This window comes from Acinetobacter sp. F16 (assembly GCF_052712855.1).
Genome location: NZ_JBRATK010000007.1, coordinates 1 through 21,887, shown reverse-complemented (window position 1 = coordinate 21,887; position 21,887 = coordinate 1). Strand labels below are relative to the sequence as shown.

The window sequence follows — 21,887 nt, the reverse complement described above, 5'->3', positions numbered from 1 at the left end:
GTTTATACGAAAGGCAAAAAGCAACAATACAAAGGTCTAAATATAAAAAAAGAGCACGCAGCCCTTTCTTTAAAAATGAATAAAATAAGTCCAATAGCTTAATTAGAAGACATTGCGACTTTGATTTTTTCCATTGCATTTTTTTCTAGCTGACGAATACGTTCGGCAGACACATTATATTCAGCCGCCAATTCATGCAGCGTTGATTTTTCATCATCTAGCCAACGGCGCTGCAAAATGTTACGCGAACGATCATCAAGCTGACCCATGGCACTATGCAGGGCAGACGTACTTTGTTGCTCGTAGTCTTCTTCTTCAGCTAAACGTGCTGGATCGTAACGATTGTCTTCTAAATATAAAGCCGGTGCGACATGAGTTGAACCTTCATCATCGTCATCGCCCTGAGCCTCAAATGCTGCATCATAAGCGGTTAAACGGCCTTCCATTTCCAAGACTTGTTCTGGTGTTACATTCAATTCATTGGCAATCGATTTTGCTTCTTCGAGTGTCAGCTTTTTACTCGATTTTTTTAAGCTACGTAAGTTAAAGAACAGCTTACGTTGCGCTTTGGTGGTCGCAATTTTAACAATGCGCCAGTTGCGAATCACATATTCATGAATTTCAGCTTTAATCCAATGCACGGCAAAAGAAACCAAACGCACACCCATATTCGGGTCAAAACGTTTAACCGCTTTCATTAGACCCAAGTTGCCTTCTTGAATCAGGTCGCCCTGTGGCAAACCATAGCCTGCATAACTGCGTGCAATATGAACCACAAAACGCAAATGAGACATGACCAGCATTTTAGCTGCATCTAAATCTTGGTCGTAATAATAGCGTTCGGCCAACTCTTTTTCTTGTTCAGCCGTTAAAATAGGAATCTGATTGACAGTACTGATATAAGCACCGAGATTTACCCCTGGCGCCGATAATGACAGGGGCATCAATTGATTGCTGCTGTCACTCATGTGTTCTCCTTCAGAATGGATGACATAACCACTTAAATTTTATCTTAATCCAATATTTTCCTGAAATAAGGAATATTGGGTAGAGAAATGTAATTTTTTATGCAAATTTGAAAAGTACTAGTTTAATTGAAAATAATTAAGATTCAATTAAGTAGTGATATTCAGCGTCAGTTATTTTTGTCATATTGCATTTCAATTGATGCATTTGGCAATAGCGAGTTACATCTTGCTGACTATGTGGATCTGACGATTTCAATAAAAATAGATGATCTGATTTATTCTTGATCGCTCGCTTAAGCATCAATAATGGCATGGGGCAGGGTTGGCCCATCGCATCTATGATAATTGCTGGATTGGCTAGATCATTCATCACATTAAATTTCAGAAAAAACTTTGTGAAATGTTAGCAAATTTAGTGCCAAATCTAAATGAAATTATATAATTTCAACATAAAAAGTACCGATATAAAATAGAGAAATAATTAGTAAAATAAAACTCGATCAAAAGGTAAATTATTCAAAAAAAACAGTATGAATTGTTATAAACCCATGATAAGCTCGTCGCGTATTCAAATTAATGACACAGTTAAATTTGTCTTAAAGTTGGATATTGAAATGGATGTAACCGGGATTTTGTTAATAGTAATACAGAATGATTACAAGCTTAGAAATAATAATTATTTTTAAACCTTGTTTACTCTGCTGTTTGCAACACCGGGTGGTCCTTCTATTAAATACAATGAGGATTAACTTATGACAGCTCGTGAACAAGGCGTAGTTAAATGGTTCAACGACACTAAAGGCTTCGGCTTTATTCAACGTAACGGCGGCGACGACGTATTCGTTCATTTCCGCGCTATCCAAGGTGACGGTCACCGTTCACTTCGTGACGGCCAACGTGTTGAATTCAGCGTAGTTAAAGGTCAAAAAGGCTTCCAAGCTGAAGAAGTACAACCTTTAGACTAATCGCCTGATTATTCATGAGAACGCCCCAATGTAATTTGGGGCGTTTTTGTTTATAATAGGCTACAATTATCCTGATTATTAAGTTAGAGCACATTTATATGTCATCTGGTTTTGAAACCTTAAATTTACATCCGAAACTTAAACAAGCGATTGATGCTTTAGGTTTCAAAGAAATGACACCAATTCAGGAAAAGGTTTTAAAATTTACTTTGGCTGGACATGATGCCATTGGCCGTGCTCAGACTGGTACCGGGAAAACAGCTGCTTTTCTGGTCAGTGTAATTAATGATTTGCTCAACAATCCGATTAAAGAACAACGTTTTCGTGGCGAAGCACGCGCACTCATTCTGGCTCCAACACGTGAGCTGGCTTTACAGATTGAAAGTGATGCTAAAGATTTAACTAAATTTACCGATTTACATGTGGTTACCTTGTTGGGTGGGGTTGATTTTGATAAGCAAAAAGCCCAACTGGATAAACAGTTTGTCGATATTATTGTGGCGACACCGGGTCGTTTAATCGACTTTGTTGAACAAAAAGAAGTTTGGCTAGATCAAATCGAATTTTTGGTGATTGATGAAGCAGACCGTTTACTCGATATGGGCTTCATTCCATCTGTTAAACGAATTGTGCGTTATTCACCGCGTAAAGAACAGCGTCAAACGCTCATGTTCTCTGCAACCTTTAGTTATGATGTTTTAAACTTGGCGCAACAATGGCTGTTTGAACCCGTTACTGTTGAAATTGAGCCAGAAAAGAAAACCAATGCAGATGTTGAACAACGCGTTTACATGGTTGCAAAAACAGATAAATATAAGTTACTGCAAGAAATTTTACGCGATGAGCCGATTGAAAAAGTCATGATTTTTGCCAATCGTCGTGACCAGGTGCGTAAACTCTATGATCATCTAAAAAGAGATGGCTATAAGGTGGTCATGTTGTCCGGTGAAATTGCCCAAGACAAACGTACCAAAATGCTCGATCAATTTAAAAATGGTCAACATAATATTATGATTGCAACCGATGTTGCCGGTCGTGGTATCCATGTAGATGGCGTTTCACATGTTATAAACTTTACTTTGCCTGAACAATCGGATGATTATGTGCACCGTATCGGTCGTACAGGCCGCGCAGGTGCACGTGGTGTAAGTATTAGTTTCTTGTCCGAAGATGATGCATTCTATCTTCCGGAAATTGAAAAGGCCATTGGTCAAAAACTGCCATTAACCCGGATGGAAGGTTATTGTTAATTTGCCTTAGCAAAAAGTGTTAAATAAAAAGCCGCTTATTTTAAGCGGCTTTTTTGTGTATCTCTCTAAACTTCATAGAATTTCTATAAACATCATTATTTGATTGATACGATGCAGTAGAATTATTTTCTAGGAATTTAGTTAGCCCGGCAGCTAAAGGTAAGCACGGTTTGGTAGTCTTCATCACGAGCGAGACTGCCACTATTTCCTGTCAAAGTACCCAATACGCTGGTTGCAGCTTGAATCATTTGTCCGGTTTTTTCATCAACAACGCCTTTTAAAGCACCGTTGTATTCAGTTTTTTCATCAATCACGACGGCAGTGGCTTTTTTGCCGCAAGTATTGTTTGCAGCAGTAATCGCATTGTTTTTAGAAATAAGATTGCTTTTACCTACGCCTGTCACTTCATATTGGTTATTTTGTTTTTGAATTGCTAGTGATGTGGTTGGATTGGATGCACATGCAGTTAAGGCTAGAGCAACAGCGACTGTGGAAGAGAGCGCAAAAACTTTATTCATCTTTTTCCCCTGATTCGTTTTAAAAGAATAAAAAGCATTTGAGCATAACTTTTTGGATGTATTTTGAAAGAGTTGTATGAAATATGCAGTTTTATAGGGTCTATCTGTGACTTTCTTATAAGCAAGAATGGAATTGAGTACAAGGGGTCGGCTAATTGCTCTAGAGTATCTGAATAAGAATATGCTAATCTTAATGAAATATTTTAGTACACAGATATAGAAGTTAATGACTGATTCCGCGGTAGATATGGTTCATTTTAATATTCATCAACGTCAGTCGATTGGTCACTTGGTCGAGCCTGCACCGAATGCAGAGCAGTTGGAAAAGGCCTTTCAAGCGGCACTGACGGCACCCGATCATCACCGTTTAAAACCCACCCGTTTTGTGGTTATTCCGGCTGATCAATGTGAAGCTTTTGGTGAGTTACTGTCTAAAGCTTTGGCAGATTTGGGCGAAACCGATCCGGCTCAGTTAGACCGTGTCAAAAACCATCCATTTCGTGCACCCCTTTTGGTTCTAGCATTAACTCAGTTTCAGCCCCATCCCAAAGTTCCCGATTTTGAACAGACCTTAAGTACTGGTGCGGCAATACAAAACTTTTTGTTGTCGTTACAAGTTCAGGGTTTTTCAACTATGTGGCGAAGTGGTGCTGTAATTAAGTCGAATTTGTTTAAACAGGCTTTAGGTCTTGCAGAAGATGATTTAATTTCTGGAATTATTTATATTGGAACTGCGGTAAAAGCAATTCCTGCACGTGCAGAAATAAATACACAAAATTATGTGAGTTATTGGAATAAATAACTTTATTGAATACTGAGTCGAGATATAAAAATAATGTCAGAGTTGAAATTTTCAGATCTTGTTGAACCTGTATCCTTAGATCAAAAAACGGCGTTACGCGTAACAGTTTTAGGTGGTGGTAGTTTCGGTACTGCAATGGCCAATACAGCAGTGCGTAATGGTTGCGATACCATGATCTGGATTCGTGATGAAGTTGCCGCAGCAGAAATTAATCAAACGCATGTCAATAAACGTTATTTACCCGATTTTACTTTAGAGTCGGGTTTAAATGCGGTAACCGATTTGGAAACGGCTATTTGTAATCGCGATATTATTTTAGTGGCGATTCCAAGCCATTCTTTTCGTGATGTACTCAAACAAATTAAGCCCTTCATTACTTCACAGGCGGTCATCTCCTTAACCAAAGGCATAGAAGCAAAAACCTTTAGTTTTATGAGCGATATTATTCGTGAAGAATTACCCGAAGTGCCTTATGGTGTGCTTTCTGGGCCGAATTTAGCCAAAGAAATTATGGCGGGACAACCGGCAGGCACCGTGATTGCAAGTCAGTCTGAACTGGTGCGTTATGCTGTGCAACAAGCCTTACACAGCGCATTATTCCGTGTATTTGGCAGTGATGATGTGCATGGGGTGGAACTGGGGGGGGCATTAAAAAATATCTATGCAGTAGCGATGGGTATGGCTGCAGCTTATAAAGTGGGTGAAAATACCAAGAGTATGATTTTAACCCGCGCATTGGCCGAAATGAGCCGTTTCGCGGTGAAATTGGGTGCAAATCCGTTGACCTTCCTGGGGTTATCTGGGGTGGGGGATTTATTTGCGACTTGTAGTAGTCCACTGAGCCGGAATTACCAAGTCGGTTTTGCTTTGGGTTCAGGTAAGAGCTTGGAGCAGGCGACTAAAGAGTTGGGTCAAACGGCAGAAGGGATTAATACCATTGTTCAGGTACGCAGCCGTTCAGAAGAACTGGATGTCTATATGCCTATCACCAGTGCCCTATATGATGTTATTTTTGAGGGGGCGCCACCTTTAAGCATTGCACTTTCACTGATGAAGAATGGACATCGTAGTGATGTGGAATTTGTTTTGCCACACCATGAAGTGTAATTTCAAATGCTTGAATAAATGAGCTCTGTCATAAAGCTGGGTTATAATTGCTGCATATTGAGGATAAGGAAATTTTATGCAACTCACTTTAGTCCGTCATGGTGAAGCCTCTCCTGCGGTCAATGGAAATGATGACAAACGTCCATTAACCAAGCGAGGGCATAAGCAGGCGCAACACACCGCAGAATATTTAAAGGACATGATTCAACCCGATGTATTTGTGGTGAGTCCTTTATTGCGTGCACAAGAGACTTTGGCACATCTGCAACATTATTTTAATGATGTACCTGTGCTGGTGTGTAATAAGATTAAACCTGAAGATGATGCGAAATCCGCAGTTGAATGGTTGTCCCAGCTGCCTTATGAGTCGGTTGTTGTGGTTTGTCATATGAATGTGGTGGCACATATTTCATCATTATTGACATCTGAGTCATTCCATCCTTATGCTCTGGCTGAAGCGCGCATATATGAGCAAGCAGTCATTGCAACCGGATTATCGACACAGTTAAAAAGTTTTATTCCAAACACATAAAATATTAATTAAAACGGCAGAAAAACATTAATGTTGTATTTATGGATGCCTGAAGCCAATGGGGTTTGGCAATGGTCGACTGGAGAGAGCTGGTATCAGGCTTCCAGTCTCGAGCATTTGATTCAAGAGACGCAAGCCTATCATGGGGAAGAAGCGGTCATATTTTTTCCAAGCCGTGATGTGCAAATGGTGCAGCAGACTTTAGCCAAATCACAATATAAAAAATTGGGTATGGACGGGGTTAAATATCTATTAGAAGAATTTGTGGTTTTACCTATTGATTCAATGAAGGTATTACATCATTTTCAAAATCCGGATCAGTTGTTCATTTTGGGTGTCGCAAATAGCACAGTTGAAATGCTGCAACATGCCTTGAGTTTGATTCCGGTTAAAGTCATTTCTTTATTGCCTGATTTTCTGATTTTACCCATTCCTGAAGCAGGACAAGCCGTCATTGCCAATGTATCAGGACGTTTATTGGTACGTGAAAATGAATTTCTGGGAAATTCGGTTGATGATTTAGCCTTATTTTTAGATTATCAGCCGCAAGGACAGCGTTATAAAATCAGCAATTTTACTGCTGAACAAATGCAAAGCCTTGAGGCGATGGTTACGCATGAGCAGATTGAATCTTTTCATTATGAATTACCGGTGTTAAAAAAAGCCAAAGCTCATCCTTTTAATATCCTGCCGAAAGCAAAAAACAGCACCGGTGTAGCGGGATATTGGAAAGCGTGTGCGGTTGTGTTGCTCGCTGCTTTAATGGTTCAGTTCATTTATGATGCAACTCGCTGGTACAAATATAAAAAAGTGGCAGATCAGACCGCAGTACAAGCGATTGACCAGTATAAATACTGGTTTGGGCAGAGTAGCCGTGTTACTGAGCAGAATTTAAAAAGCCAGTTTGAAAGTCATGTGCGTTTGAATAAAAGTGCCAGTACGCAAGCCTTGCAGTTACTAAGTCGAGTAGGTCCCGTTTTAATGCAAAATCAGATTGTGGCCAATCGTATCAATTACGATGCTTCAGTTTTAAATATGGAACTGAAAGCCAATTCTGCTACGGCATTGCAGAATTTAACCCAACAACTTAATCAGCAAGGGTTTAAAGTTGAATTAGGCAATATTCAGCCGAATGGTGCGGGTGCAATTGGATTGGTGAAAATACAATAATGAAAACATCAGAAAAACTGCAAAGCTCGATTGATCAATCGATAGAAAAAATCACGGATTACTTAGATCGGTTGTCTGTACGTGAGCGCTATCTGGTGATTTTTACCAGCATTTTTGTTCTGGTTGCGGCCATTGGTTCGGCACTTTGGTTTATGCATGCAGCGGCCAACAAGCAGCAAAATCGGGTCAATGATTTAAAAGACATGATGGTCTGGATGCAAAGTAATGCCGTGACCATGAAACCTGCAGATGATTTGCAGTTAAGTGCGGCAGATAAAGTGCAACGTGTTGCCCAGCAGCAAGGGTTATCGGTTGCATCACAGCAAGCAGGTGAGCAAATTCAGATTGTGGCGGCGCATGAAAATTATGCGATTTTGGCAAATTTTTTAACCCAACTCGCTCAAATGGGCCTAAGTCTTGAAAAATTAGAATTAATTTCCGAAGCGGGTCAGATTAAATTAACAGCGACAGTGCAATAATGGGTAAAAATAAAGACCTGCTAAGCATGGTGTTTTCTATGCGCTATGCCTATAATATGGCGACTTAAAAAGCAGTAGACTTTTACAGATATGTTGTATTCTCTTGCCCGCCCTTTGTTGTTTTCTTTAGCACCAGAGCGTGCACATGAGCTGACACTATCGTTATTGAAATCAGCTCATCGCATGGGCATGATGCGTCAAAGCATTGCCGCTAAACCAGTGACCTGTATGGGAATTCAATTTCCCAATCCAGTGGGTTTAGCTGCCGGCCTAGACAAAAATGGCGCTTATATTGATGCCCTGGCTGGACTGGGGTTCGGTTTTATTGAAATTGGAACCATTACACCGCGTCCACAAGCAGGCAATCCTCATCCCCGTTTATTCCGTTTACCTGAAGCCAAAGCCATTATTAACCGTATGGGTTTTAATAATGACGGGGTAGACAAACTCATTGAAAATGTCAAAGCTGCAAAATTCAAAGGCATCTTGGGGATTAATATCGGTAAAAATGCCGATACTCCAGTTGAAAATGCAGTCGATGATTATCTGATCTGTCTTGAAAAAGTCTATAACTATGCCTCTTATGTGACTGTCAATATTTCATCACCGAATACCAAAAATTTGCGTAGCCTGCAAAGCGGTGATGCGCTGACAGAATTGTTGCAAACTTTAAGAAAGCGTCAGCTTGAATTGGCTGAAGAACATCAGCATTATGTCCCTTTGGTGCTTAAAGTTGCTCCGGATTTAACGGCTGAAGATATCGAATTTATTGCAAAGCAATTGATCCAGTTTAAAATTGATGGTTTGATTGTAACGAATACCACTTTGTCACGTGAAGGCGTGGAAAATCTCAAGCACGGTAATGAAGCGGGTGGCCTGTCTGGTGCGCCAGTCTTTGAAAAAAGTACCGCTTGTCTTGCAGCATTTTCAAAAGCATTGAAAGGTCAAGTTCCATTGATTGGTGTCGGCGGTATTTTGTCAGGTGAGCAGGCAGTTGCAAAACAAGCTGCTGGTGCAAACCTTGTACAAATTTATAGTGGCCTCATATATACAGGTCCAACACTGGTTAAAGATTGTGTTGATGCGCTAAATACACCATGAATACACTGGATATCTTCATACTGATTATTTTGCTCATTGGAGGGCTCAACGGTTTGCGACAAGGATTGGTTTCAGCCTTTGCGAACTTGGTAGGATGGATTTTTGCACTCATCATCGGTGCAAAATATGCAACCATCCTGGCACCTTCGATGGTCTCACTTAGTGGAGATCCGGTGGTACAAAAAATTGCAGCTTTTGCATTTATTGTATTGGTTATGGTGGTTTTAACCTGGATTATTACTGCATTTCTCAACAAGATATTAAAGAGCCTAAAACTTGGCCCCCTCAACAGACTGGCAGGTGGTGCTTTTGGCTCTTTGAAGGGCTTAATGATTGTACTCATTACCATGCAAGGCATTGGTCCTTGGGTGGAAAGTTCTCCGCACTGGAAACAGTCTAAGTTTGTACAACTTCTTATCCCTTATGCACCGTGGGCAGCTCAGCTTTCCAAAGAAGCTGCGAATGGAGCACTCAATCATATCAAGTCCGATGAAGGTGCGCCGACATCTTCCGACTCATCATCTGATAAAACGCAAAAGCATGCAGCGCGTACAGATGAATCAACAAATAATCCTTTTTATTAATCCTAGCTTGTTTGCGAGGTTGCTATGTGTGGAGTAGTTGGTATAGCTGGTAAATCACCTGTTAACCAAATGTTGTTTGATGCATTAACGATGTTACAGCATCGTGGTCAGGATGCAGCCGGAATAGTAACTTGTCATGAAGGGCGTTTGTTCCTGCGTAAAGACAACGGTATGGTACGAGACGTCTTTCATACGCGTCACATGCGTGCACTGCTAGGTAATTACGGTATTGGTCATGTGCGTTACCCAACGGCAGGTTCTTCAAGTAGTGCAGAAGCACAGCCGTTTTATGTGAACTCGCCTTATGGTATTACCTTGGCGCATAACGGTAACTTGACCAACGCTGAAGAAATTCACGATGATTTGTTTAAGACAGATCTTCGTCATATGAATACCGATTCAGACTCTGAAGTGCTGCTCAACGTTTTTGCACACGAAATGCAAAAAAGTGGCAAGCTGAATCCAACTGCAGAAGATATTTTCCAGGTGGTTTCACGTGTACATGAGCGTTGTAAAGGTGCTTATGGCGTTGTGGCAATGATCACTGGACATGGTCTGGTGGGCTTCCGTGATCCAAACGGTATTCGTCCATTGATTTATGGTTCGCGTGAAACTGAAAAAGGCATGGAATATATTATTGCTTCTGAATCAGTGGCAATTACTGCTTTAGGCTTTAAAGTTGAACGTGATATTGAACCGGGTGAAGCAATCTTCATTACTTCTGAAGGCGAGATGTTTACCAAACAATGTGCGGAAAATCCTGAATACCGTCCTTGTATCTTTGAATATGTGTATTTTGCACGTCCAGATGCAACCATCGATGGTATTTCAGTTTATAAAGCACGTCTGAAGATGGGTGAAAAACTCGCGTATAAAATTTCGCGTGAGTGGGGCGAAGAACACGACATTGATGTGGTGATTCCAATTCCAGATACATCACGTACTTCCGCTTTGGAACTTGCCAATATTCTGGGCGTTAAATTCCGTGAAGGCTTCATGAAGAACCGTTATATCGGACGTACCTTCATTATGCCGGGCCAGCAACAACGTGAAAAATCAGTTCGTCAAAAATTGAACCCGGTTGAACTTGAGTTTAAAGACAAAAACGTTTTACTGGTGGATGACTCGATTGTTCGTGGTACCACCTGTAACGAGATTATCCAAATGGCGCGTGATGCCGGTGCGAAGAAAGTATTCTTTGCCTCAGCTGCACCGATGGTGAAATATCCAAACGTCTACGGTATTGATATGCCTGCAAAAGATGAGCTGATTGCATCGGGTCGTAGTGTTGAAGAAATCCGTGAAATTATTGGTGCCGACCGTTTGATTTTCCAGGATCTGGAAGATTTGAAAGGTGCAGTTCGTACCAGTAAAGTCCCAGCACTGCAAGAATTTGACTGTTCAGTTTTTGATGGCGTGTATGTGGCAGGCGGAATTGATGCAGCTTATCTAGATGAGCTTGAGCGTAAACGTAATGATTCTGCAAAAAAAGCCGTTGGTGGTTATATCGATGTGAATATTGATGCTGCATCGGTGGATCTTACCGGAGTGAAAGAAGAATAAAAATTCTTCTTAATTCTATGAAAAGCGGGAAATTCCCGCTTTTTTAATTTATGATGTTCAAACAAAATACAATGTAATAAAGGATCTTCACATTGAAGAGTGCGGGTTATTCTTTTATTCAAAACAAAAATATGCTTTGGTCTGCAAGTATTTGTATGCTTGCGGTAGTGCTCACACTATTCATTTTAAATACCATCACCGGCCTGATGGTCTTTTATCTTAATCCTAACCAGTCTGTGTTTTGGCATGCTTTGAGTCCTTATCTCATCGTGCTGCTGCTGAGCGTGATGACGATTTCCGTCCTGTACGAGTTTTATGTATTTCGTTCCGGTGGGCATTCGCTGGCAATACAGTTGGGGGCGCGTCGATTAAGCCTGATTGAAAGTATTCCTGAGGAAAGCATTGCGCTTAAAATCACTGAACAATTAGCAGATACTTTTTTAATTGAAACGCCAGCCGTCTATGTGCTTCCCGGTGAAGTGGGTGTAAATGCACTGACCGCAGGTTTTTATCCGCGTGATATTGTGATTATTTTGACTTGGGGTGCGTTACAAAATTTAGATGAATTAGAGCTATATGGTTTACTCAGTCATGAATTTAATAAAATTCTATCGGGTGAAACGGCAGAAAACACCCGTCTAAAAATCCTTTACAGCAGTCTGACGACCTTCAGCCAGTGGGGCAGTAAAATTGCCAAACTGGGTTTTACCAAGCATGGGCAAGCACATACCCATAAATTTGCGACCTTTTTTGTTGCGATGGGTGGAGTGATCTGGCTGATTGGAAGTCTAGGGGTTTTGATTACCCGATTTATTAAATATATTTCATTGGGTGGACGGACCTTTAAAAATGACCAAAAAACCAGACGGTTAATTCAAAACGATGCTAATGTGCAAACTTTATTAAGGGTTTATGTGCATCATTCAGGCTCGCAAATTCACAGTGAATACGCTGAATCTATTGCTCACATGTGTTTTGCCAATTCTTTAAGTCCGCAAAACTGGATGAATATCCACCCAAGTATTGAGCAACGTATTTATGAGTTGAACCCAGGTTTAGTGCAGGATTTACAGCTCGAAAATTTAAAAAAATTACGCAATCAGCCACTTTTTAGTTTGTTCCGGTCATTAGATGAAGTGAATGGTCAGATATATTCACCGTGGAGTTCACCACAACCCTTGCCATTACTGCGTTTATCGCCAATTAGCTTTGCTATTAATGATGCGATTAAACCTTTAAATCCAGAAATCCGAAATAATATACAGCGTCCTGAGCTGATCCAGCGGGCATTGCAAACAGCAACCGGTTCACGAGAAGTGATGGTATCCATTTTAATGATTCGACAGTACCGTGAATTTATTCCTGCAGATGCGGAAGTTAGCCGGGCAATTGTCGATTCATTGCTCAATTTAGATGGTCGGGTTCATATCTCTATTTTTTATGATGCGTGTAAAAATATTGGCGCAATGCCTGCCACTATTGCACGGCAGTTTTTAATGAAATTGGCGCGCATTATTCAGGAGGATGGTGAAATTGGTCTGCTGGATGCCTTGCTGCTTGAGTATGTGAAATTTGAATTGAATCTTCTTCCATTACATACGCCGACTTCACTGGAGGAAGTTAAGCCGCATATTGTGCGCCTGATTGATGCCTTGTTACATGTGCAGCAAATCAATAGCCTGAACCAGCTGGATGTACGTGAAAAGATTCTCAAGCGTGTACTTACTGCCAAAGAATTGGAGATGTATACCGAAATCTCGGATGAGCCCATTGATCTGGCAGAAATATTGAATGATATCGCAGGCTTACTACTGCGCGACCGTTTAAGTATTTTGGGTATTGCAGAGTTGTGCTTGTGGAATGATCGTATTATTACCCAGGATGAACTGGATGTTTTGCAATTACTCTACTGGCGTTTTGGTTTTGAAACGGATGAAATTGTTGAGCAAATGCAGAAAAAAAATAGTTTGATGATTGTATAAACAAGCTGCGATAAAATTATAGATGAGTGATGATTAAACTAATCTTTAATAAAAGATCAGCAAAAGGCAACTAATCTCGTTAGAATACCAAGCATTCAATGGGTGATGAAAAAAGATGATAGGGCATCAGCGTGACATACTGGCAACATTAGGAATCGATATCTGGGTTCCTAAGGATGCTGCATGTCAAAATATGCCGTCCTCATCCATTTGGCGTGATCAGGCTGCACCCGAATATCTGAGTGAAATTGTGGTGGCGAAAGCTCAGCCGCTCATCGTGCCGGAACTAAAGGCTGAACAGCTTAAAACGCTTGATCAAGCAGAGCCCTTACCAACGCCAACGCCGGTGGTCAAAGAAGTTCAAGCTGAAATTGTGCCTCAAGTTGTTGAGGAACGACCTGCGCTACACATTGCAGCTTTTCAATTGCAGGCTTTTGGTTTGCCACATTGTGTCATCGTGACTGATGCGACTGAACTGAGCGCTGAACAACAGCAACTATGGAATAATATTCAGCAAGCTCTTCAAGCGGAATACTATGAATTGCAGTGGCCATTTCCTTTAATCAATTTCCAGGATGGCCGCGGTGCAGAAAGTTATGTGCAAGGTTTTATAGATGCCATTAGTGCAGATAAAAATATTATTTTTTTAGGGCAATTTCCTTATTTTAATCATTCAAAAAGTATTCATTTGGCTGGCTTGCAAGAGATGCTGGATCAGCCTTTATTAAAAAAACGTTTATGGCGATTTATGCAAAGAACCAATCAGAACACGGATGTTACATGAAGAAGAAAGTTGTTGTTTTTAGCCAGTTAGATTCAGATGTGCTGCAACGTTTACAAGCTCAATATCAGGTGGAGATCATTAATCCAAAACTGGGTGATGTTAACCAGCAGATCAGAGTACAGGTTAAAGATGCAGATGCCATGATTGGTGCAGGGCGTCTACTCAATGAAAGCAATTTGGCGACTGCACAACAACTTAAAATTATTTCCAGTGTCAGCGTCGGTTATGACAACTATGACCTGGCTTATTTAAATCAGAAAAAAATCTGGTTATCCAATACGCCTCATGTGCTCACAGAAACCACTGCCGATTTAGCTTTTACCTTGCTGATGAGTGCTGCGCGTAAAGTTCCTTACTTGGATCAATGGACCAAGCAAGGACAATGGAAGCGTACTGCAGCTGAAGCCCAATTTGGCCGCGATATTTCTGCTAAAACCTTAGGTATTATTGGTCTGGGTAATATTGGTGCTGCTATCGCGCGTCGGGGCTTTTACGGCTTCAACATGAATATTCTTTATCATAATCGTCGTGAAAAGCTGGAATTGGCACAGCCTTTAAATGCTCGATATTGCGGTCTGGATGAACTGTTACAGCAGTCAGATTTTGTTGTGGTTGCTGTTGACTTAAATACAGAATCTAAAGCGCTGATTGGTCAGCATGAGTTCGATCAGATGCAGCCGCATGCGGTGTTTGTCAATATTGCACGTGGTTCTGTGGTCGATGAGCAAGCACTCATTGAGACCTTGAAAGCTGGTAAAATATTTGCTGCAGGTCTGGATGTTTATTTGAAAGAGCCTTTACAGGAATCTGAACTTTTTAATTTGGATAATGTGGTGACGATGCCGCATGTCGGTTCTGCAACTGCGGAAACACGTAAAAAAATGGCTGAACTGGCTTATCGTAATGTGGTCGATGCACTGGAAGGGCGAACCCCAGCTTATGTGGTGAATCCTTCATTTTCTTAAAATTTGATAACACTTCATTGCAAATCCCTCCAATTTTCAATGTTATAGTCTGATAAATTGAAAAAAAGCAGTTTGAGAATATAACATTGAAACGGTATTTATTGGCTTGCAGTATTGGTTTGGTCTCAATTGTGGGATCGACGCACAGTGCGAATCTGAATTCAATGCCCCAATTTAATGTTCCTGAAATTGGCAGTGGTGTCGGTTTAATAGACCAGCAAAAAGAAAAAATGATTGGCGAAAAAGTATTTCGTGAAGTTCATAAACAAATGCCTGTGCTGCAAAATCCATGGCTAGAAGATCAATTGGTCAGTGTATTTTCCCATATTTTAAGTCAAACCCAGCTTGGACAGCCTATAGGGCTGGTCATTATCAATGATCCTCAAATCAATGCTTTTGCCGTTCCTGGCGGGTTATTTGCCATTAATACAGGAATGGTGATTTCTGCTCGAAATATGGATGAAGTGGCGGGCGTCATGGCGCATGAAGTTGCACATATATCACAACGTCATTATAGCCGTTCGCAAGAAGCTTTTAAGGGGCAGGGCTTACTGACTTTGGCAGGGCTTTTGGTGGGAGCATTGGTGGCTTCGCAGGCCGATGGTGATGTGGGTACAGCCGTGATGTTGGGGTCGCAAGCTGCATTAATGGATAAGCAGTTGAATTACAGCCGTAACCAGGAGCGTGAGGCGGACCGGATTGGTATGCAATATATGTATACTGCAGGTTATAATCCGCAAAGTATGGCTGACTTTTTTGAAGTGATGGACCGATCAACCAGTAAGGTTAGCTTCTTGCCTGACTTTTGGTTAACTCATCCCTTAAGTACGGAACGGATGAGTGAAGCACGTTTAAGGGCGAACCAGTTTCCTAGAGTGAAATCAAGTTTGCATGATGAAGATTTTGAAATACTGAAATGGTACAGTCGGGTAATTTCCAATCAGGCCACTGAACAGCAATTACAGATTCTAGCCAATCGTAAAAATTTTGCAGGGCAGTTGGCTTTATCCGCTTTTTATCTCAAACAAGGCGACTATGTTTTAGCTCAGCAAGTTTTGGATCAGGCAAAGGCACAGCAGCGCTTAAATAATTTGTTGGTACTCATTCAAACTGATATTTATTTGGGGCAAAATAAAATCGATGAAGCCTATAAATCCCTTCAGTCTGCCGCACGAATTATGCCTGAAAATCGGGCTTTAGCATTTAAATTGACTGAAGTATTTATTCGTCAAAAACAGGTTACTCAAGCACAGAACTTGGTTCAGCGTTTTATCAATAAGAACCCTCGTGATATTCAGGCCTGGCGCTTAATGCAGCAAGTAGCAAATATCGATCAGCAGTCGCCATTTAGAACCGTTAATGTATTGCGTTATCGTGCGGAAGTGGAATATTGGTCCGGCTGGGAAGAAAATGCGATTAAGTCCTTATTGCATGCACAGCGCTTGGTCAAAAATAATGAGCTGTTATCTGCAAAACTTAAAATTCGCCTTAATGAAATGCAAAAAGAGCGGCAGCTAAAAATCTAATCGTAGATGATGATTTTGCAATGATAATAAAAAGGAGTTAAGCATGATAGAAGGTCAATGCTTATGTGGAATAGTCAAGTATCGTTATCATGGTGAAATTGAAAAAACCATCATATGTTACTGTAAAGACTGTCAAATGGCTCAAGGTTCAATTTTTGGCTGGAACAGTCCTTTGCAGAAATCCAAATTTGAAATTATGAGTGGGATTAAATTTCTAAAAGAATATTTTCATAGCCCAAATAAGGCACGGGTTTTTTGCCAGGAATGCGCTAGTCCCATTTATTCTTATCGGGTAGATTTGCCTGAAATTATTCGTTTGCGTTTGGGATCAGTTACTTCGGGTAAATTACCCGCACCTACAGAACAGGCTTATACCCAAAACAAGCCATCTTTTTTGCATATTGATAAATAAAATCTGCATCTAGAAACTTCAAGTCTATGATAATCTTGGGCTGGATTTATATTTCTAATGATGAACAGTATTGATTGAATTATGAAAAAAATATTATTTTGTTGTTTTTTAATGGGGTGTGCGACATCAAATATTGCCTGGGCAGATGTTGAACAATATGTAACATCGGTGGAGAAAATTTCTCAACAATATAAGCAGGACACCAGAAATTTTTTTAGTATCCTAGATGCTCAGCAAACCAGTTTTACTTCACAACAACACGTCCAATTCTGCGGAATCGTAGGTAATTATGTGGAACAGCTGTATCAAGCGGCAGATCGAAACCGGGATGCTTTGGATCGTAAATTTAGACAGATGACCAAGCAGGATGTGATTCATCAAGTGATGGCATCAAAAGAAATGCTGATTTTGAAAAAATATAATGTTCAGTGTGATCTGAAATAACAAGGGAATACGCCCGAACTGTCTTTGAATAAAGGCAGTTCAACGTTAAAGAAACAATGATATAGAAGTGGGGTTATGCAAGTTTCGCTTTAATTTTAGCTGAAACTTGTGCAGGATCGGCGCGCCCGGCTATGAGCGGACGCAGAGAATTCATCACCTTACCCATATCTTTCATGCTAGTAGCTTCTTGAGCAGAAATAGTCTGCGCAATGATAGAATCAAGCTCTTCCTCAGTCATAGCTGCTGGTAGAAATTGAGACAAAATCTCAAGTTCGGCTTGTTCCTTACTAGCTAAGTCTTGTCGATTAGCGCCTTCAAAGGCTTTAATCGAATCTTTACGTTGTTTGATTTGCTTTTCAATGACCGCAAGAACCTGAACATCGTCAAGCTCTTTGCGCTCATCGATTTCGATTTGCTTAATTGCCGCCTGAAGACCACGTATTACCGTTAACGTCGACATTTCTTTGGCACGCATAGTTGCTTTCAAAACGTCGGTTATTTGGTTTTTTAAAGTAGTCATTTATCTTGTCCAGGCAGTCAATCACAAATTAATCTTAGTAAAGGCGAGTAGTACGTACAGATTCACGCGCCAATTTCTTTTGGTAGCGTTTAACTGCAGCAGCTTTTTTACGTTTACGTTCTTGAGTTGGTTTTTCGTAGAATTCGCGTTTACGAACGTCCGCTAAAACACCAGCTTTTTCGCATGAACGTTTGAAACGACGGATAGCTACGTCTACTGGTTCGCCTTCTTTCAATTTAACTTGTGGCATGAAGAATCCTCATAAGTTATGGATAAGATCTAGGCACGATTGCCTTAGATCACAAGTGAAGGACAGTATTTTACTCATTTACATCTCATATCACAAGTCTATAATAGCTTTAGCAATATTTAGATACGGGTAAAAGGCAGTTTAATGATCGTTCTTGGCTTAGAAACTTCTTGTGATGAAACTGGGTTAGCACTCTATGACAGTGAAGTCGGCTTGATAGGACAGGTATTATATAGTCAGATTAAACTGCATGCAGAATATGGTGGTGTTGTTCCGGAACTGGCTTCACGCGACCATGTAAGAAAATTAATTCCTTTAATTAATCAGTTGCTTGAACAAAGTAATATCAAAAAATCAGATATTGATGCCATTGCATATACCCGTGGTCCAGGCTTGATGGGCGCATTAATGACAGGTGCATTATTCGGTCGTACTTTGGCATTTGCATTAAATAAACCGGCAATTGGTGTGCATCATATGGAAGGTCATATGCTTGCGCCCTTATTATCAGCAACACCACCAGAGTTTCCGTTTGTCGCTTTATTGGTCTCTGGCGGCCATACCCAGCTCATGGCAGCGCACGGTATTGGTCAATATGAATTGCTTGGCGAATCGATTGATGATGCAGCGGGTGAGGCTTTTGATAAAGTCGCGAAAATGATGGGTTTGGCTTATCCGGGCGGGCCAAATATTTCTAAATTGGCGATGCAAGGTAGCGCAACAGCCTTTGATTTCCCACGTCCGATGCTGCATCAAGGTTTAGACTTTTCTTTCAGTGGTTTAAAAACTGCGGTTTCAATTCAATTGAAAAAAGTTGAAGGTCAAAACCGTGAAGCTGATATTGCGGCATCCTTCCAAGAAGCCTTGGTGGATACCTTGGTGAAAAAGTCCGTTAAAGCGCTGAAACAAACTGGTTTGAAACGTTTGGTGATTGCAGGTGGGGTGAGTGCCAATAAACGATTACGTGAACGCTTGGAAGCGGATTTAGCCAAAATTCAAGCTCAGGTATATTATGCAGAACCAGCTTTATGTACCGATAATGGCGCAATGATTGCATTTGCAGGTTATCAACGTTTAAAAGCAGGGCAGTATGAAGGCTTGTCGGTAACCACGACTCCGCGTTGGCCGATGACTGAATTGACCAATCCTTCAGAAGCATAAGTTTTAAGAATTTTAAAAGAGGCGAAATGCCTCTTTTTTTATTTCAGTTAGAACTGATTTTGCAAAAAATAATTACTCATCTCCATACTTATCTGTCTAGAAATCACGTTCAGGATAAGTTTTATTCAATTCTGGAAAAATCTTTTAAATTAGGTCATGGAAATTAATTATTTCATGACCATAAATATAGGCCAATTCGGATGGATCATAAAAATTTCAGAAGTTTTCAAGAAGCTGGACAAGCTGTGTTGCAGTATCTCTACCAACGCTTCGGATTTAATTTATGGATGATTACCCGGGTAGAAGCCAAAGACTGGATTGTGCTCCAGAGTGAGGATCACGGCTATGATGTAAAGCCTGGACAGGTATTTCAGTGGGCTGATTCTTTTTGTTCTCATATGGTTGCCGGTAAGGGGCCTAAAATTGCACCTCGTTCTGAAGACATACCTTTATATGCTACTGCGCCGATTAACCAACAAGTCAGTATTAAATCCTATATTGGGCAACCTCTGTTTCATGAAGATGGAAGTCTGTTTGGTACGCTGTGTGCCATTGATCCGCAAACAAAATCAGAAGCTATTATTCAGGAGGTCGAATTAATTGAATTATTCGGTAACTTGTTAAGTAATATTCTGCAAGCTGAATTGCGTCAAAATGAACAAATCCGTCAGTGTGAGCGCTTAGAAGCGGAAGCTTTAAGAGATGGATTAACTGGACTCTACAACCGTCGAGCTTGGGAGCAGTTGGTAAATGCAGAAGAAGAGCGTTGTAAACGTTATGGGCATCCCACTGCAGTTTTTTTTATTGACCTGAATAATCTAAAAAAAGTGAATGACAGCTTAGGACATAATAAAGGGGATGACCTTATTCAACAGGCTGCCCATGTATTACGTGATACCGCACGCAGCAACGATATTGTGGCGCGCTTTGGGGGTGATGAGTTTGTTATTTTAAGTGTAGAAAATGATGAGATAGGCGCGAAGCTACTTTTAAATCGCATTAAAGAGGCTTTGACACAAGCAAACATCTGCGCAGCGATTGGAGTTGCCATGCGTCATCCTACACATGGATTATTCAAAGCAGTTATAGATGCGGATCAAAAAATGTTTGAGCATAAACGTCAAATAAAGTCTAAAGATCAGAAAATCTAAATAAACATTACTTTTGACTATTTATTTTCGATCAAAACTTAAATTGGTCTCTTACTTTAAGATTCTCGTTATCTATTTTTACATCACCCCATTTTTTAAACATTGGGTGGTGATAACTTTAGTATTGTCTGCAAATTCTCAATAAACCTTTCTGCCATGTATAAGCAATACAAACCCCCTAATGAGTTGTAACGAGAGCAAACTTATACAGCAGGAAAATTCATGAAATATTGTATGGTGAAAAGTGATTTTCCATAATAAAAAAGAGCAATTTCCAAATTTGAAATTGCTCTTTAAGTATCAGCTATTATTGATAATTCTATAACAGTGTTGAATTAATCTTGACGGATTAACTCGTTGAATTGTTCTTTAAGCTCAATGTATTTTGGATTTAATTTTGCCTGATCGCTTTTATCTTTAAAAATTTTCGCAACAGCAGCTTTCACCTGATCTTCAGTGTTACGTGGCTGTTTCTCAGCTATAACCGCATCATTAGGTTCTACTTTAACTATAGAGCTAACGCCTTTATTTTTTCGGCCAGTTTTATGGGTGCCTTTTTTATGATGTGCATAACGACGTGCACGGGTATAGCCCATCAGCAAAAATTTTCTTGCCATGTCTGCGCCGACAAAATCATTTTTTTCTAAATAATCTAAAAATAATGCAAAAATCTTCGCGCTACTTTCAGTAGCTTGTGCCTCATCTTCAAATTGCCAAAATGGTGAAATTTCAGATGTATAGGGTTGAACCAATAAAACACCATCTTCACCACGACCAATGCGATACAACTCTGGACGCTTTCTAAAATTAACCTTTTCAAAGTCGAGTGAAAAGTCAAAGCTGCGTGAAAATGGTTTGGCGTCTGGCTTAGGCGTTAATGAATCTTGTTCGTTATCGGTCATGGGGAGATTCCTTAAAATGTGTGAGTCTGCTGAATAATAAACAATATTCGTGACTCTCAAGAAGTTTTACAGAGTTTGAAGCATTTTGATGGACTTTGATATGTCAAAATCGAAATGGATACAACAACAGTTGTTTATATGGTCCAAATAAAATGATTCAAAGCTTTTTTAGAGCAAAGTCTGCAAGTCAATAATCCAGAATTTTTACAAAGTTTAGCGATCAAAATAAAGATCTGAAGCCAGCTTGATGTGAAGTTTGGATCTTTATTTCGGTATTTAAAAAAGGGGTGAAAATGGCTAAATGATAAAAAATTAGGACAATGCTAATTTTTGCCAAACCATCCAAGATTTAGAAAAATGCTACGCAGCACCTACCGAATATTGTTTACTTGGCTGACATCAAAATAAAGTTTTAGTACCTTTTGGACTTGTCCATTTTTTGATTTGTCTGTATCTGGATTTTTCACTTTCATTATTTATTTTTAATTCCATGAAGATGGTAAAAATTACTATTCACGATTTTTTCGCCGAGACCCTCAAAATCATTTTGTTAAAATTTTGTTTTTAAAGTTACAAATCATATAAATATTATTCTAAACAATTCTTTTTCGAAAAAAATTCAAAGCTTGATTAGACGAGGGTTAAGTCTAGGGTGTGTCCTCATTTGATGTACATATTTCATTCTTCTCATCTATTCAATTAAAATATCTTATATCTCCCTTCTAAAATTAAATTTTCCAACATGTCACGC

Annotated in this window: 24 protein-coding genes; 18 read left to right on the top strand and 6 right to left on the bottom strand. The window is 40.1% G+C overall.

Annotated elements, in window-relative coordinates; genetic code table 11:
* Positions 1 to 98 precede the first annotated feature (98 nt).
* Together rpoH and ACU0NF_RS05795 are read right to left on the bottom strand one after the other, a co-directional pair.
* Complete coding sequence (gene rpoH / locus ACU0NF_RS05800) at positions 99 to 968, bottom strand: RNA polymerase sigma factor RpoH (protein ID WP_131267389.1); 870 nt, start codon at positions 966 to 968, stop codon at positions 99 to 101.
* Between the two features lie 136 nt (positions 969 to 1,104).
* Positions 1,105 to 1,338: a sulfurtransferase TusA family protein gene (locus ACU0NF_RS05795; RefSeq protein ID WP_131267388.1), complete on the bottom strand. Its 234-nt coding sequence runs from the start codon at positions 1,336 to 1,338 to the stop codon at positions 1,105 to 1,107.
* 382 nt (positions 1,339 to 1,720) lie between these two features.
* On the opposite strand from ACU0NF_RS05795, the gene ACU0NF_RS05790 reads away from it, so the two are divergent.
* A complete protein-coding gene (locus tag ACU0NF_RS05790; protein WP_004648643.1) occupies positions 1,721 to 1,933 on the top strand; it encodes a cold-shock protein in 213 nt (70 codons plus the stop codon).
* A 98-nt stretch (positions 1,934 to 2,031) separates the two neighbouring features.
* Positions 2,032 to 3,183, top strand: a complete 1,152-nt coding sequence (rhlB, locus tag ACU0NF_RS05785) for an ATP-dependent RNA helicase RhlB (RefSeq protein ID WP_131319793.1) — start codon at positions 2,032 to 2,034, stop codon at positions 3,181 to 3,183.
* A gap of 137 nt (positions 3,184 to 3,320) precedes the next feature.
* Here rhlB and ACU0NF_RS05780 read toward each other — a convergent pair whose 3' ends face one another.
* A complete protein-coding gene (locus ACU0NF_RS05780) occupies positions 3,321 to 3,701 on the bottom strand; it encodes a hypothetical protein (RefSeq protein WP_370982996.1) in 381 nt (126 codons plus the stop codon).
* A 226-nt stretch (positions 3,702 to 3,927) separates the two neighbouring features.
* On the opposite strand from ACU0NF_RS05780, the gene ACU0NF_RS05775 reads away from it, so the two are divergent.
* From ACU0NF_RS05775 to ACU0NF_RS05710, 14 genes are all read left to right on the top strand, one after another.
* Positions 3,928 to 4,503, top strand: coding sequence for a nitroreductase family protein (locus ACU0NF_RS05775; protein ID WP_171535427.1), 576 nt, complete (start codon positions 3,928 to 3,930; stop codon positions 4,501 to 4,503).
* Between the two features lie 33 nt (positions 4,504 to 4,536).
* On the top strand, positions 4,537 to 5,610 hold the full coding sequence (locus ACU0NF_RS05770) for an NAD(P)H-dependent glycerol-3-phosphate dehydrogenase (protein WP_445660440.1): 1,074 nt from the start codon (positions 4,537 to 4,539) through the stop codon (positions 5,608 to 5,610).
* Between the two features lie 76 nt (positions 5,611 to 5,686).
* Positions 5,687 to 6,142, top strand: a complete 456-nt coding sequence (gene sixA / locus ACU0NF_RS05765; RefSeq protein ID WP_445660439.1) for a phosphohistidine phosphatase SixA — start codon at positions 5,687 to 5,689, stop codon at positions 6,140 to 6,142.
* Positions 6,143 to 6,172: 30 nt separating this feature from the next.
* The gene (gspL, locus tag ACU0NF_RS05760) at positions 6,173 to 7,312 is read left to right on the top strand and encodes a type II secretion system protein GspL (RefSeq protein WP_445660438.1); all 1,140 of its coding nucleotides are present in this window, start codon (positions 6,173 to 6,175) and stop codon (positions 7,310 to 7,312) included.
* Positions 7,312 to 7,791 carry a type II secretion system protein GspM gene (gene gspM / locus ACU0NF_RS05755; protein WP_445660437.1) on the top strand — a complete coding sequence of 160 codons (480 nt, stop codon included), beginning with the start codon at positions 7,312 to 7,314 and terminating at the stop codon, positions 7,789 to 7,791. Before gspL ends, gspM begins: the two co-directional genes overlap by 1 nt.
* Before the next feature lie 90 nt (positions 7,792 to 7,881).
* Positions 7,882 to 8,892, top strand: coding sequence for a quinone-dependent dihydroorotate dehydrogenase (locus ACU0NF_RS05750; RefSeq protein ID WP_445660436.1), 1,011 nt, complete (start codon positions 7,882 to 7,884; stop codon positions 8,890 to 8,892).
* Positions 8,889 to 9,476: a CvpA family protein gene (locus ACU0NF_RS05745; RefSeq protein WP_171535421.1), complete on the top strand. Its 588-nt coding sequence runs from the start codon at positions 8,889 to 8,891 to the stop codon at positions 9,474 to 9,476. Before ACU0NF_RS05750 ends, ACU0NF_RS05745 begins: the two co-directional genes overlap by 4 nt.
* A 24-nt stretch (positions 9,477 to 9,500) precedes the next feature.
* On the top strand, positions 9,501 to 11,039 hold the full coding sequence (purF, locus tag ACU0NF_RS05740; RefSeq protein WP_131383450.1) for an amidophosphoribosyltransferase: 1,539 nt from the start codon (positions 9,501 to 9,503) through the stop codon (positions 11,037 to 11,039).
* Positions 11,040 to 11,170: 131 nt separating this feature from the next.
* Positions 11,171 to 13,021, top strand: coding sequence for a M48 family metalloprotease (locus tag ACU0NF_RS05735; protein ID WP_445660513.1), 1,851 nt, complete (start codon positions 11,171 to 11,173; stop codon positions 13,019 to 13,021).
* A 115-nt stretch (positions 13,022 to 13,136) separates the two neighbouring features.
* Positions 13,137 to 13,805, top strand: a complete 669-nt coding sequence (locus ACU0NF_RS05730) for a hypothetical protein (protein WP_445660435.1) — start codon at positions 13,137 to 13,139, stop codon at positions 13,803 to 13,805.
* Positions 13,802 to 14,770: a 2-hydroxyacid dehydrogenase gene (locus ACU0NF_RS05725; protein WP_445660434.1), complete on the top strand. Its 969-nt coding sequence runs from the start codon at positions 13,802 to 13,804 to the stop codon at positions 14,768 to 14,770. Before ACU0NF_RS05730 ends, ACU0NF_RS05725 begins: the two co-directional genes overlap by 4 nt.
* A gap of 86 nt (positions 14,771 to 14,856) precedes the next feature.
* Complete coding sequence (locus ACU0NF_RS05720; protein WP_445660433.1) at positions 14,857 to 16,296, top strand: M48 family metalloprotease; 1,440 nt, start codon at positions 14,857 to 14,859, stop codon at positions 16,294 to 16,296.
* Positions 16,297 to 16,339: 43 nt separating this feature from the next.
* Positions 16,340 to 16,708, top strand: coding sequence for a GFA family protein (locus ACU0NF_RS05715; RefSeq protein ID WP_131383443.1), 369 nt, complete (start codon positions 16,340 to 16,342; stop codon positions 16,706 to 16,708).
* 111 nt (positions 16,709 to 16,819) lie between these two features.
* On the top strand, positions 16,820 to 17,152 hold the full coding sequence (locus ACU0NF_RS05710; RefSeq protein ID WP_445660432.1) for a hypothetical protein: 333 nt from the start codon (positions 16,820 to 16,822) through the stop codon (positions 17,150 to 17,152).
* 73 nt (positions 17,153 to 17,225) lie between these two features.
* Here the strand turns inward: ACU0NF_RS05710 and ACU0NF_RS05705 are convergent, their stop codons facing one another.
* Positions 17,226 to 17,672: a GatB/YqeY domain-containing protein gene (locus ACU0NF_RS05705; protein WP_131267371.1), complete on the bottom strand. Its 447-nt coding sequence runs from the start codon at positions 17,670 to 17,672 to the stop codon at positions 17,226 to 17,228.
* 34 nt (positions 17,673 to 17,706) lie between these two features.
* Entirely contained in the window at positions 17,707 to 17,922 is a 216-nt protein-coding gene (gene rpsU, locus ACU0NF_RS05700; protein ID WP_001136722.1) for a 30S ribosomal protein S21, read from the bottom strand.
* A gap of 144 nt (positions 17,923 to 18,066) precedes the next feature.
* On the opposite strand from rpsU, the gene tsaD reads away from it, so the two are divergent.
* Positions 18,067 to 19,083 (top strand): tRNA (adenosine(37)-N6)-threonylcarbamoyltransferase complex transferase subunit TsaD, encoded by a 1,017-nt coding sequence (gene tsaD, locus ACU0NF_RS05695; RefSeq protein ID WP_445660431.1) that lies wholly within the window; start codon positions 18,067 to 18,069, stop codon positions 19,081 to 19,083.
* A gap of 200 nt (positions 19,084 to 19,283) precedes the next feature.
* A complete protein-coding gene (locus ACU0NF_RS05690; protein ID WP_445660430.1) occupies positions 19,284 to 20,234 on the top strand; it encodes a sensor domain-containing diguanylate cyclase in 951 nt (316 codons plus the stop codon).
* Between the two features lie 335 nt (positions 20,235 to 20,569).
* On the opposite strand, the gene ACU0NF_RS05685 is transcribed toward ACU0NF_RS05690, so the two are convergent.
* Entirely contained in the window at positions 20,570 to 21,136 is a 567-nt protein-coding gene (locus ACU0NF_RS05685; RefSeq protein ID WP_445660429.1) for a DUF4385 domain-containing protein, read from the bottom strand.
* Between the last annotated feature and the right edge of the window lie 751 nt (positions 21,137 to 21,887).

Excerpts from the sequence above, each read along its gene's own strand:
- rpoH (WP_131267389.1), bottom strand. The coding sequence starts at position 968 with ATGAGTGACAGCAGCAATCAATTGATGCCCCTGTCATTATCGGCGCCA.
- ACU0NF_RS05795 (WP_131267388.1), bottom strand. The coding sequence starts at position 1,338 with ATGAATGATCTAGCCAATCCAGCAATTATCATAGATGCGATGGGCCAA.
- ACU0NF_RS05790 (WP_004648643.1), top strand. The coding sequence starts at position 1,721 with ATGACAGCTCGTGAACAAGGCGTAGTTAAATGGTTCAACGACACTAAA.
- rhlB (WP_131319793.1), top strand. The coding sequence starts at position 2,032 with ATGTCATCTGGTTTTGAAACCTTAAATTTACATCCGAAACTTAAACAA.
- ACU0NF_RS05780 (WP_370982996.1), bottom strand. The coding sequence starts at position 3,701 with ATGAATAAAGTTTTTGCGCTCTCTTCCACAGTCGCTGTTGCTCTAGCC.
- ACU0NF_RS05775 (WP_171535427.1), top strand. The coding sequence starts at position 3,928 with ATGACTGATTCCGCGGTAGATATGGTTCATTTTAATATTCATCAACGT.
- ACU0NF_RS05770 (WP_445660440.1), top strand. The coding sequence starts at position 4,537 with ATGTCAGAGTTGAAATTTTCAGATCTTGTTGAACCTGTATCCTTAGAT.
- sixA (WP_445660439.1), top strand. The coding sequence starts at position 5,687 with ATGCAACTCACTTTAGTCCGTCATGGTGAAGCCTCTCCTGCGGTCAAT.
- gspL (WP_445660438.1), top strand. The coding sequence starts at position 6,173 with ATGTTGTATTTATGGATGCCTGAAGCCAATGGGGTTTGGCAATGGTCG.
- gspM (WP_445660437.1), top strand. The coding sequence starts at position 7,312 with ATGAAAACATCAGAAAAACTGCAAAGCTCGATTGATCAATCGATAGAA.
- ACU0NF_RS05750 (WP_445660436.1), top strand. The coding sequence starts at position 7,882 with ATGTTGTATTCTCTTGCCCGCCCTTTGTTGTTTTCTTTAGCACCAGAG.
- ACU0NF_RS05745 (WP_171535421.1), top strand. The coding sequence starts at position 8,889 with ATGAATACACTGGATATCTTCATACTGATTATTTTGCTCATTGGAGGG.
- purF (WP_131383450.1), top strand. The coding sequence starts at position 9,501 with ATGTGTGGAGTAGTTGGTATAGCTGGTAAATCACCTGTTAACCAAATG.
- ACU0NF_RS05735 (WP_445660513.1), top strand. The coding sequence starts at position 11,171 with ATGCTTTGGTCTGCAAGTATTTGTATGCTTGCGGTAGTGCTCACACTA.
- ACU0NF_RS05730 (WP_445660435.1), top strand. The coding sequence starts at position 13,137 with ATGATAGGGCATCAGCGTGACATACTGGCAACATTAGGAATCGATATC.
- ACU0NF_RS05725 (WP_445660434.1), top strand. The coding sequence starts at position 13,802 with ATGAAGAAGAAAGTTGTTGTTTTTAGCCAGTTAGATTCAGATGTGCTG.
- ACU0NF_RS05715 (WP_131383443.1), top strand. The coding sequence starts at position 16,340 with ATGATAGAAGGTCAATGCTTATGTGGAATAGTCAAGTATCGTTATCAT.
- ACU0NF_RS05710 (WP_445660432.1), top strand. The coding sequence starts at position 16,820 with ATGGGGTGTGCGACATCAAATATTGCCTGGGCAGATGTTGAACAATAT.
- ACU0NF_RS05705 (WP_131267371.1), bottom strand. The coding sequence starts at position 17,672 with ATGACTACTTTAAAAAACCAAATAACCGACGTTTTGAAAGCAACTATG.
- rpsU (WP_001136722.1), bottom strand. The coding sequence starts at position 17,922 with ATGCCACAAGTTAAATTGAAAGAAGGCGAACCAGTAGACGTAGCTATC.
- tsaD (WP_445660431.1), top strand. The coding sequence starts at position 18,067 with ATGATCGTTCTTGGCTTAGAAACTTCTTGTGATGAAACTGGGTTAGCA.
- ACU0NF_RS05690 (WP_445660430.1), top strand. The coding sequence starts at position 19,284 with ATGGATCATAAAAATTTCAGAAGTTTTCAAGAAGCTGGACAAGCTGTG.
- ACU0NF_RS05685 (WP_445660429.1), bottom strand. The coding sequence starts at position 21,136 with ATGACCGATAACGAACAAGATTCATTAACGCCTAAGCCAGACGCCAAA.